This window comes from Paenibacillus sp. EKM10P (genome assembly GCF_011800655.1).
Classification (GTDB): Bacteria; Bacillota; Bacilli; order Paenibacillales; family Paenibacillaceae; genus Paenibacillus; species Paenibacillus polymyxa.
This window is the reverse complement of sequence record NZ_JAALET010000013.1, coordinates 126,867-136,850: the sequence shown is the minus strand read 5'-3', so window position 1 is coordinate 136,850 and position 9,984 is coordinate 126,867. Positions and strand designations below refer to the sequence as shown.

At 45.9% G+C, this 9,984-nt stretch carries 2 protein-coding genes; both read right to left on the bottom strand.

The features are described 5' to 3' along the window. Positions 1-2,201, bottom strand: a 2,201-nt coding sequence (locus tag HFE01_RS22500) for a non-ribosomal peptide synthetase (RefSeq protein WP_167442870.1), incomplete at its 3' end; no start/stop codon positions are given. 10 nt (positions 2,202-2,211) lie between these two features. After that, the gene (locus HFE01_RS22495) at positions 2,212-9,981 is read right to left on the bottom strand and encodes a non-ribosomal peptide synthetase (protein WP_167442869.1); all 7,770 of its coding nucleotides are present in this window, start codon (positions 9,979-9,981) and stop codon (positions 2,212-2,214) included. Positions 9,982-9,984 lie beyond the last annotated feature (3 nt).

The following is a 9,984-nucleotide window of genomic DNA, read 5'->3' as shown; positions in this document are numbered from 1 at the left end:
CTCCGCATTTTCCCGGCGGCTCCGCTGTGCTCGATATACTCCAGGAACGCTCCCAGCATGGATGGCACAAAATGGATTGCTGTTACCCCGTTGGCCTCCACCGTTTCGACTATCGTTGCCGGGTCTTTCTCGCCTCCTGGCTCCAAAAAGCATACTGTCGCTCCCTGAATCGCCCACGAGAACAGCTCCCACAACGATACGTCAAAGGTATAAGGCGTTTTTTGCAGGATCACATCCTCCGCTCCAAACGGAATTCGTTGTTCCATCCAGTACAGCCGATTGATCAGTGAAGCGTGCTCAATCATGACTCCCTTCGGCTTGCCAGTGGAGCCTGACGTATAGATCACGTACACCAAATCGCTCGAGCGATTAACAGGTTCCGGGTTCTTCCCGCATTCTTCTCCTGTAAGCTCCATCCCCTCCATCAGCAAATCTTCGATAGCGATCAGCTCGCGGTCGACTCCGTGCGGACGAAGGCGGTCCAACTGATCCCGCTGGGTCAGCAGGATAGATGCCCCGCTATCCTCCAGCATGAATCCCAGCCGTTCTTCCGGGTCCTCTGGATGTAACGGCAGATACGCCCCGCCTGCCTTCAAAATCCCTAGCAGGCCGACGATCATCTCCAGCGATCGATGAACTGCGATGCCCACCATCTGATCGGGCCCGATGCCTTTCTTCCGCAGGACGTGAGCCACCCGATTCGCTTGGGCATTCAGCTCCCGGTACGTCAATTGCCGATCTTGGTATAGGGCTGCCGGATGTTCCGGTGTTCGCTCCACCTGCTCCTCAAACAATTGATGAATCGTCTTCTCCCTTGGATAAGGCGCAGCCGTCCCGTTGAATTTCTTCAAAATCACTTCTTTTTCTTCTGGAAGAATAATATCTATTTCGTGCAAAACTATATCAGCAGACGAAACTATAGTGCGGGCGATTTCCTCAACATGTCGACCTAATCGATCTATATATTCTGGTTCGTATAATAGACCGTTATAGCTGAATTTCATCCGCAGTTTCTCACCGGGGACAACGTTAAGGTTGAAAGAATAATTAGTCTGTTCAAAGCCAGCCATCTCCGAAACCGCTAAACTGTTTTCGTTCTCGTGATCGGAAGCTTCCTCCATCCCCGGGAAATTTTCAAAGGCCAAAATATGGTGTATCAGATTACTCTTCAACAAACTACCCGCCTGAATATCAGCAAGGGGCACATAATGATGCTGCCCCGCCTCCATAACCGAATGTTGTACATGCTGGACGAAATCCGAAAAAGCAAGATGATCCTCTTCACTCGATATACGCACTGGAATAGTATTGATAAATAGGCCCACCATGTTTTCTGCTCCCGGAATATCTGACGGACGACCGGAAACGACAGAGCCAAATACCACGTCGCGGGTGTTGTTGTATTTCATCAATAGCAAACCCCAGATAGAGTGAAACAATGTACTCAAAGTAACCTTGAGTTCTTTGGCCAGTGATTCCAACTGACCCGTTAATTGCGAATCAAAGCTAAAGATTTGCTGCTGTGGATCGTAATCAATTTGGCTCCCTTTACCATTCGCAGGCAAGATGCTCTGCTGTTCAAAACCATCCAAATATCGCTCCCAAAACGTAAGCGCTATATCTGTATCCTGCTTGTCCAACCACTTGAGGTATTTTTCATAAGAAGGAGCTTCTCCCAGTTGAACTGGCTCATTCTTTTGCAATGATGTGTAGATCTGGAACCATTCTTTCAAAACGATTTCTAAGCACCATCCATCCATAATGATGTGGTGGAAGCTAACGATCAGCTTGTATACATCAGACGCACACTGCAATATGGAGACCCGGAATAACTCATCCCGGGTAATATCAAATCCGTTGGCCTTATCACGTTGAACAAACTGTTCTATATAGGCCACCTGGTCAGATTGCGTTAGTGAAGAAATGTCCTCAAAGTGAATTGCTGGATGCTTTTGCCGAAATACGATCAATTTAGGCTCTTCAATATTGACGTGAAAAACATTGCTGCGCAATATTTCATGGCGCTCAAATAGAACAGAAAGACTTCGATCCAGAAGCTCTACCTCGAGTAAGCCGTTCAAGGTAAGACTCACCTGTTCAAAATAGGCGTACGAAGTTTGATCTAGCAGGCTATGGAACAAGATTCCTTGTTGCATCGGGGTTAATCGGAATATACTTTGAATTTGCAGATCTTTACTCATAATCCACCGCCTAGGAAGATGTATTATTTTTATAGTAGGCCATAATCTCATCCAAATCGTTAATTGAAAGATTCTCATCATCGCTCACATCTGCGGGAGTCCATTCCTTCTCCTTCTTTTCAGAGCAATGCTCAATAATTTCTAGCAAACGACTTTGCAAAAAATTTCCCAATTTTTGAATACTCGATTCAGCATATTCACGACTGCTATACTCAATCCCGAGGGTTAATATCCCCTGTTCGATACTGCCATTAATATCAAGCACAAATGGTGTCTCGGTCTCCTCACTTACTGTCCGGCCCGGAGAATACTTTGATTCGACAAATAAAGGCGCAACGGAGCCTGAATCAATCTGGCCGTGATAATTAAACCGGATTTCAGGTGCAAAATGTCCCTGATTAGTACTTTTCAAATCGTGTAAGGTCATATATTCCAGAATTCCGAAGTCAATGCCCTTATTAGGAACACGTCGCAACGCTTCCTTGGTCAGCTTAATTTGGTAAGCTAAATCTGCATTATGCTTCATATCCAGATGAATAGGATACATCGTAGTAAACCAGCCGACCGTTCTGGTTATATCTATATCATCAAAGATCTGTTCCCGTCCGTGTCCTTCCAGCAAAATGGTAAATCCATCATTATCAGTCCAGTCTCTCAATGCCAGTCCAAAGGCTGTCAACAGTAGATCGTTTACATTCGTACTATAAACCTTGTGTACATCCTTCTGTAGACGATCTGTTTGTTGCTTGGAAAGCCTTACGCTACAGATTTTCAGGTCTTTCCCTCTTCTGTCAGCGACCGGGTAGTCTTTATGAAGCGGTTTACTGGCATGACGGATCACATTCTCCCAATAACGCTTGTAACGAGCTGGACGCGCACCCTTTGCATCATCACCCAGGCGATGGGTCCAGTCCTTCCATGAATGGGTCTTCGCCTGGAAGAGAATTTCTTCATTATTAAGCGCCTGCATATACCCTTGCTCCAAATCTTCCAATAGAATTCTCCAAGAAACTCCATCTACCACCAAATGATGAATCGCGAGTAATAAGTGATCACCTTGAGCCGTGTGAAACAACCCTGCTTGCACAAGTGGACCCTCTTCCAAATTCATACGCCGCTGAATCGCTTCGCTAAGGCTTTGGATTGCTTCTTCAATGGATGCCTCATGGCTTACATCCAGAACAGTAAGAGCATATACCTTTCGATTCGTACCATGAATGACGGGAGTGATTCTGTCCGGACTCGCTGTATATGTCATTCGTAAGGCATCATGATGCTCTGTCAGTTTACACAACACCTGATCGACCAGTTCTTCCTTCCATCCCTTTTGGCTATACAACATAACAGCCTGGTTCCAATAGTTCGATTCCGTGAACTTTTGCTCAAAAAACCATCGTTGGATAGGCGATAACTCAGCCTCTCCTTCAATAATCCCTTGTTCGGCTTGAACACTGACTGCTCTTAGATCCGGAGTCAGGCTACCTATCGTTTGATGACGGAAAAGGTCCTTAATTTCCATACGATATCCGTGCTTACTTAGACGTGTGGAAATTTGAATAGCTTTAATTGAATCTCCGCCCAATTCAAAAAAGTTATGATTCGTTCCGATAGGAGCATAGCCAAGAACCTCTTGCCAGATTTCGGCCATCAACGCTTCAACCTCATTGGAAGGAGAAATATAATCTACCTCAATCGACAGACTGTGATCAGGCTCAGGCAATGCTTTTCTGTCGATCTTACCGCTCGATAGATAAGGCATAGCTTCCATAGATACGATATAAGCAGGCACCATGTACTCGGGTAGAACTTCTTTAATACGAGCCTTTAATGCTTGTATATTGAACTCCTGGGCATGTTCAACATAGGCGCATAAATAACTTCCCCCAGAACGGTCGTCACGAGCAAGTACTACTGCCGTCTGGACCCCTTCGTAGGCCAGTATTGCCGCTTCAATCTCACCCAGTTCGATCCGGTAGCCCCGAATTTTCACCTGATGGTCAATCCGACCCATATATTCAATGTTTCCATCCGGCAGCCATCTCGCCAAATCTCCCGTCCGGTACATCCGTCCCTCTGACGTATATGGGTCTTCTACGAATTTCTCCTCCGTCAGTTCTTTCCGATTCACATATCCTCGGGCTACGCAGTCCCCTCCAATGTGCAGCTCGCCCGGTACGCCTATTGGCTGCAATCGGTCTTTATGGTCCAAAATATACAATTTCACGTTATCAATCGGCTTCCCAATCGGAATACTCTCCGGTTCCTGGTCCGCAGGACAGTCGTAATACGCCACCTCTACCGTCGCTTCCGTCGGTCCATACAGGTTGTGCAGCGTGGCTCCTTCGGCTCCCAGCAAACGGTTAAACCGGCGGACATGCTCTGTCATCAGCGCTTCCCCGCTGGCAAATACTCGCCGTACACTCCGCATTTTCCCGGCGGCTCCGCTGTGCTCGATATACTCCAGGAACGCTCCCAGCATGGATGGCACAAAATGGATCGCCGTTACTCCGTTGGCCTCCACCGTTTCGGCTATCGTTGCCGGGTCTTTCTCGCCTCCTGGCTCCAAAAAGCATACTGTCGCTCCCTGAATCGCCCACGAGAACAGCTCCCACAACGATACGTCAAAGGTATAAGGCGTTTTTTGCAGGATCACATCCTCCGCTCCAAACGGAATTCGTTGTTCCATCCAGTGCAGCCGGTTGATCAGTGAAGCGTGCTCAATCATGACCCCCTTCGGCTTGCCGGTGGAGCCTGACGTATAGATCACGTACACCAAATCGCTCGAGCGGTTAACAGGTTCTGGGTTCTTCTCGCATTCTTCTCCTGTAAGCTCCATCCCCTCCATCAGCAAATCTTCGATAGCGATCAGCTCGCGGTCGGCTCCGTGCGGACGAAGGCGGTCCAACTGATCCCGCTGGGTCAGCAGGATAGATGCCCCGCTATCCTCCAGCATGAATCCCAGCCGTTCTTCTGGGTCCTCTGGATGTAACGGCAGATACGCCCCGCCTGCCTTCAAAATCCCCAGCAGGCCGACGATCATCTCCAGCGATCGATGAACTGCGATGCCCACCATCTGGTCGGGTCCGATGCCTTTCTTCCGCAGGACGTGAGCCACCCGATTCGCTTGGGCATTCAGCTCCCGGTACGTCAATTGCCGATCTTGGTATAGGGCTGCCGGATGTTCCGGTGTTCGCTCCACCTGCTCCTCAAACAATTGATGAATCGTCTTCTCCCTTGGATAAGGCGCAGCCGTCCCGTTGAATTTCTTCAAAATCACTTCTTTTTCTACCGTTGTTAATAAATCTGTATCACCTATCGTTTGTGTGCTATGAGCTACAAAAGACCTTAGCACCACCACCATATGATCCAAGAAGCGTTCAACAGTATCCTTTTGGAACAAAGCACTGTTGTACTCCAAATTTAAATGAAGGTAGCTGCCTGTTTCTTCCGCGCTCAAGGTTAAATCAAATCGGGAAACACCTGGATTGAACGGAAACGGTTTGAATTCCAACCCACTAGATTGTAGGGGTTGCCCTTTTGTATTTTGCATAACAAACATGGTGTCGAAGATCGGGCTTCGGCTCACATCTCTCCGTAGCGCAAGCTTTTCGACCAATTGCTCAAAGGGATATTCCTGATGCTCAAAAGCAGATAAAACCGCTTCCTTAACTTCATCCAAAAAAGCAGAAAGACTCTTCTCCGATGAAGGGCTAGTACGCAGTGCCAACGTATTGACAAACATGCCGACGATCTTTTCCGTATCTGGATGTCTCCTCCCAGCAACCGGCGTACCGATGACAATGTCATCTTGTCGTGCATGCTTGGACAAAACAACGTTATATACAGCCAGTAAAATCATGAATAATGTACTTTGAGTTTCAGCTGCGAGTTTATGAAGTGGCTCTGTTATATCATCGCCCAGGATTCGAGATACCGTGTTACCTTCATAGCTTTGAATAGACGGTCTTGGAAAATCCGTTGGTAGCTCCAGTACAGGTGGCTCATTTTTAAAGATGTCCAGCCAGTAGGATTCCTGATCTTTAATAAATCCATGATTTACTTGCTCATTATGCCAGCTAGCATAATCTTTGTACTGAACGGATAGAGGCGGAAGTGCTTGTCCATCATACGATTTTACAAATTCATCCATAATAATAGACATAGAAACGCCATCCGAAATAATATGGTGCAAATCAACCAGCAGCATATTTTGGTTCTCTGTCAACGGAATCAGCTCGCCTCTTAATAAAGGGGCACGGCTCAGGTCAAACGGTTGGACGAATTCACTTAGCACCGTTTCTATTTGCTGTTCCTCTATATCCTCTTTGCTGGTCAGACTATGAATCTTCAACTCAAATTCTACTTCGTCATGTACGCTTTGAACCGGCTCTCCGTTGATCCATGAAAATGAAGTGCGCAATGCTTCATGCCTGTTAATCAGAGTGGTGAATGCCATTTTCAACCGCTCCTGATCCAGATGGCCTTGAACGAGCATGACAGAAGGCATATTGTAAACCAGTTCCGCTCCTTCAAGTTGATGCAGTATCATCTGACGTCTTTGCGAGGAGGAAACCGGATAATAGGTTTGACCAGAAAGTAGAGCAATTTCGGTAAATGTACCTGCCCCTCTCCCGATGGTACGTTCAATGAGTTTGCTCATGCTTTCCACAGTTGGATACTCAAATATTTCACGCATAGGCAACTCGACCTGGAATTCTCGAATAATTTTCCCGATCAGTATTGTAGCCTTTAGCGAATGTCCACCCAGTTCAAAAAAATGGCTGTGTACACCTATTGGGCTCACATGCAGAATATCCTCCCACAAACGTACTAGACGAGTTTCTGTATCTGTACGAGGAGCTACAAACCCCTGCTCCCGAATCACATGATGGGGCTCAGGAAGCGCTCCTCGGTTCACCTTTCCATTAGTCGTAAGAGGTATCGCAGCAATCTGTATTAGATGAGCAGGTACCATATACAAGGGTAGAGACGCTTTCAAATAGGATCGTATTTCCTGTGTTAAGAGTTCACGGTCAGACACAATATAAGCGCATAAATACGTTTCGTCCTCTTGGTCTTTTCTAGATAGAACAACGGCCTCTCTGATGTCATGATGAGAGAGCAGGACCTTTTCGATTTCTCCAGTCTCAATACGATATCCACGAATTTTCACCTGATGGTCTGTTCTTCCGAGATACTCCACATTGCCGTCAGGAAGCCACTTTGCCAAGTCCCCTGTTTTATACATGCGCTCTCCGATAACGAAGGGACTATCTGTGAATCTTTCGTCCGTTAGATCAGGTTGATTAATGTAGCCTAGGGCTACTCCTGTACCAGCAATATAAAGTTCGCCCGGAATACCAACAGGAAGCAGTCTCCTCTCCTGATCCAAAATGTACAACCGGGTATTGTCAATAGGCTTACCAATTGGAATACTCTGCAAATCATCTCCATCCGGGCAATCAAACCATGTTGCATCCACTGTTGCCTCCGTTGGTCCGTATAAATTATGCAGAGTTGTGCCCTTCGGCTTTCGAAGCAGAGTATTAAACCGTCTGGCTTGCTTTACTGTTAGTGCCTCCCCGCTAGCGAAAACTCGTTTAATACTGCTGAGTTTCCCCTCTGCTTGGTGCTGCTCAACATACTCCAAAAAAACAGACAACATGGAAGGCACAAAATGAAGGGTTGTAATTTTCTGTTCTGCCACCGTGTCCACCAGTAGCTTGGGATCCTTCTCTCCATCAGGCGGAAGAAAGTAGACTGAAGCTCCGGCTATAGCCCACCAAAATAGTTCCCATACAGAAACATCAAAGGTGTAAGGCGTTTTCTGTAAAATGATATCGTCCACACCAATCGGATACTTTTTTTGCATCCAATGAAGTCGATTCACTATAGAGGTGTGACGAATCATAACTCCTTTAGGCTTACCTGTAGAACCGGAAGTATAAATTACGTAAGCTACATCCTCCGGCCCACTGTAAGGTTCAAGATTAGTTTTTTCAGTTGCCCAGTCTGCTCCGATCGCAAGCACGCTGATATTCGGTGAAAGATCCTTCAATGTAGATTGGATTTCCTGCTGCACCAGCAGGATGGAAGCTCCGCTGTTACCCGCTATATATTGAATTCGTTCCAGAGGATCCTCTGGATTGATTGGCAAGTAAGCCCCCCCTGCCTTAAGAATAGCCATGATCCCGACTAGCATCTCCGGTGAGCGATAGGCTGCAATCCCAACAATCTGGCCAGTTTGCACCCCTTTCATCCTCAAGACGCGAGCCAATCGATTAGCCCGTTCGTTCAATTCCAGATAAGTTAACCGCCCATCAGCGAATGCTGCTGCCAAACGATTCGGCGTCAGCGCCGCCTGCTCTTCGAATAGCTGTTGAATCGTTTGACTTTGAGGATATAAGGCATCTGTATCATTAAAATCTCGCAGGATTCTGTGTTTTTCCTCGCCAGAAAGCAAATCAATATCATCCACATTCATATGCGGATTAGAAACTACCTGTTCAGCTATTTGTTTTAGGTGCAGTTCAATTCTTTCAATATCTGAAGCTTGATAAGCAATACTGTTATAGCCAAACTTAACCTTCAATTCTTTACCAGGAATGACTCCAATATTAAAATCATAATTCGTTTGCTCAAAGCCCTCGGTTTCCACAATTGAAACAAGCTGTTCTCCTTCACCACCAGCAAGCTCTTCAGTAATTGGGTAGTTCTCGAACGCTATGATATGGTGGATTAAGCTCTTGCCCAGTGGGGTTAGCATCTGGATATCAGCCAAGGATAGAAAATGGTACTTCCCCGATTCCATCATGTTCTGCTGAAATTGTTTGATTATCTGGGAAAATGTTTGTGCTTCTTTATGACAAATACGTACAGGAATCGTATTAATAAATAATCCAACCATTTTCTCCGACCCTTCCAGCTCAGCTGGACGGCCGGAAACAACGGAACCAAATACCACATCTTTGGTGTTATTGTATCTTTGCAGCAACAGACCCCATATCCCATGAAATACAGAACTTAAGGTTACCTGATTTTGTTGTGCTATCATTTCCAAACCACGGGTTAACTGCTCGTCCAAGGTGAAAATATGGTTGTTCAGCTTGTAGCTTCCATCCTCAGTTGACTTGCTGCTAAGAGGTAAGCCACTTTGCTCTTCCACACCTGATAATTGTTGTTCCCAATAAGCAAGAGCTGTCTTCTTATTTTGCTGCCCTAACCAACTGATATACCGGCTATATGGAAATACTGCGTCCAATTCTGGCTTCTTCCCGAGGGAATAAGCTCTGTAAATTTGGAACAGATCCTTCGCAATTGTACCAATACACCAGCCATCCATAATGATGTGATGAAAGCTTAGAACCATTTTGCAGCTTGTATCACTTAATGCAAGAACACTTATCCGAATAAGGAGATCCTTTTCCAGATCAAAACGAATTTTCCGATCATTAATCGTAAAATTATCAACATATAAACGTTGTTCTGCTTCATTTAATTCCGTAATGTCTCTATAATCAATCGTTGCTTCTTTATTAGCCAGCACGACTTGTAACGGTTGGTCTGTTTCTTTATAAACAAACACAGTCCGTAACACATCATAACGGTCAATTAGGGTTTGGAAGCTTTCCTTCAGCGTCTCTGCATTCAACCGTTCATTTATGGTAATGACCGTTTGATCAAAATATGCTTCTGAGTGCTCGTCTAAAATGGAGTGATATAGAAGCCCCTCCTGCATGGGTGTCAATGGATAAATGTTTTGAATGAGTGCGTTTCTCATACG

Coding starts and splice junctions, on each gene's coding strand:
- HFE01_RS22495 (WP_167442869.1), bottom strand. CDS start 9,981: ATGAGAAACGCACTCATTCAAAACATTTATCCATTGACACCCATGCAG.